A 1992-nucleotide genomic window follows, 5' to 3' on the forward strand; every position below is an offset into this window, starting at 1 on the left:
CGCTACTCATGTCAGGGTGCAGTGGATTCAACAGCAAGTTGAAATCAGCGGGGCAAACAACTGATGGGACTTTCAAGGCCAAATGGTTCCCCTCCTCGATCCACCTTTGGCCGATGGCCATCGTGGATTGCGGGTCTCGTCCTGGCGCGTCCCAATCGGCGGGGATCTCTGGAACGAGAGCGCCCGCGAATAGTGCATCCGGTATCTCGATTGTCACCATGAAGTGATGAGCAGCGGGCATCAGGCCGCCCAGATGGACGAGGCTTTCCAGGAGGGTGGTTGATGGATTGCAACACGTATAGACGACCCGGATGCCGCGCGGGTTCCAGCGACCGCCTGCAAGCGCCGCCCCGTTGCCACTTAGATCACTTGCTTTATAACGTCCCGGCTTTTCCTTCGCGAGTCGGTAAACCTTCATACGGGAATGCCAAACGCTGTGCGCATCAAGATGTCCCTCACGCGGTCGTATCCAGGTTGCGAATCTAGTACCTCCAGGGGCTTCATCCCGTCCAATTCAAACAGTGGCTTCTGCATCCATTGGGCGGCAAGCTTCGGATCCTCCAGAACATCGGAGGCGAGTTCGAGTACATAGAGAACTCGGGCAACCCTATCGGACTCCGGTCCCGACAAACGCTCGTGCTTAGAAATTTTGCGTAGCACGGTAGAGCTAGGAAGCCCTAATCCGTTGAGGAGAGTCTGCACCGGTATGCGGAGCAGTTCCTTCGCGACGCGCTCCACAATGGCGGCATCCATCCCCTCACGAATCACCCTTCTCTGCTCCAGGGCGCCCATGCGCCGGAGGAACCGGTCAAAGTCGTCTGGCTGAGCGCCCAGAGCTTCCGTGTTGGGTGTGATCGCGTAGGCCATGATGCCCTCTCATTTGGTCAAATCAATACTCCCATCTTAGACTATCTCAAATGGAAGTCAATAAACTCCCATTTGAGGAAACAGGACGGCATCATGCCTTCTGCGTCAAAACATGATCGGCCTCGCGTACTTCCACGGCGAGCACCCGTATTTCTACCGTTTGCGGCGCCATCGCCCCATGCGCCGCCCGGCGCACCCGAAGTCTTCTCCAATGCATCCGATGCAGTGCATTATGTGCTTTTTTTGCGGTTAGCGCATGTTATTTCGTGCATTACGAATTGACACAGGAACTGCAGAGACGTAAATTGGGTAATACACGCTGTATCACGCGTTATCGACGGTGTTTGCCGTTAATGCAGCCTATCAAGTGCATGAACTCTGCATGCAATCCAAATGACTACTATTCGCAACTCTTCCACGGGCGACGAGATAGCCGCAGAAATCGGCGCTCGATTACGCATCAAGCGCATGGAGCGCAACCTGACCGCTGAGGAGCTCGCAAAACGGGCCGGGCTCGGAAGAAATGCGATAGGCGATGTTGAGGCGGGCAAAGACGTGCGTGTTTCCACCCTCATCAAGGTCATGCGTGCACTCAGCATGCTAAGCAACCTTGACGCTGCTTTTCCGGATGTTTTGCCTACGAGCGAAGCGCTCAACCAACGCGGCCAGGTCAGGGAACGCGTCCGCAAGCCAAAGGAGATGTGATTGGCTACCGAAAAGAAGCCCGCCCAGTCGGCGCGCAAACGAGTCTCTCGCCCTGCCCCGGGCGTCTCGGTGAGTGCACAGGTTCAGATGCATGGCCAGACTATCGGCACCGTCACGGAATTTGACAGTGGGCGGATCGGGTTTAACTACGACCCCGAGTATCTCGGCACCGGCGGTCGCAGCATCTCGCCTGAATACCTGCCGGCTGAAACAGGCTCGTTTGAGTTTCCTGAACTCAGGCGAACGGAGGCCTTTCTCGGCCTCCCCGGCGTGTTGGCCGACGCGTTGCCGGACACCTTCGGTAACCTCATTATCAAAAAGTATTTCGCTGATCGCGGAGAGCCTGAAAAGGCGATGAGCCCCGTTCAACGACTGCTCTACATCGGCGACCGTGCCATGGGCGCCCTGGAGTTTCTGCCC

General features: G+C 56.7%; 4 protein-coding genes. 2 read left to right on the top strand and 2 right to left on the bottom strand.

Annotated features, from left to right (window positions below; genetic code table 11):
* Together AC1DPR_RS31680 and AC1DPR_RS31685 are read right to left on the bottom strand one after the other, a co-directional pair.
* A partial coding sequence (locus tag AC1DPR_RS31680; RefSeq protein WP_477817987.1) for an RES family NAD+ phosphorylase occupies positions 1-418 on the bottom strand: 418 nt, incomplete at its 3' end.
* A complete protein-coding gene (locus AC1DPR_RS31685; protein ID WP_477105835.1) occupies positions 415-867 on the bottom strand; it encodes an antitoxin Xre/MbcA/ParS toxin-binding domain-containing protein in 453 nt (150 codons plus the stop codon). The genes AC1DPR_RS31680 and AC1DPR_RS31685, both read right to left, overlap by 4 nt.
* Before the next feature lie 393 nt (positions 868-1260).
* Here AC1DPR_RS31685 and AC1DPR_RS31690 point away from each other — a divergent pair, with 393 nt between their 5' ends.
* Complete coding sequence (locus AC1DPR_RS31690) at positions 1261-1572, top strand: helix-turn-helix domain-containing protein (protein WP_477105834.1); 312 nt, start codon at positions 1261-1263, stop codon at positions 1570-1572.
* Positions 1573-1992 (top strand): HipA N-terminal domain-containing protein (locus AC1DPR_RS31695; RefSeq protein ID WP_477817988.1); only part of this gene is annotated, 420 nt, incomplete at its 3' end.

This window comes from Rhizobium sp. 01T417 (genome assembly GCF_056398905.1).

What these genes read in the sequence shown, in the direction of transcription:
- AC1DPR_RS31685 (WP_477105835.1), bottom strand. Translation starts at nt 867, where the DNA reads ATGGCCTACGCGATCACACCCAACACGGAAGCTCTGGGCGCTCAGCCA.
- AC1DPR_RS31690 (WP_477105834.1), top strand. Translation starts at nt 1,261, where the DNA reads ATGACTACTATTCGCAACTCTTCCACGGGCGACGAGATAGCCGCAGAA.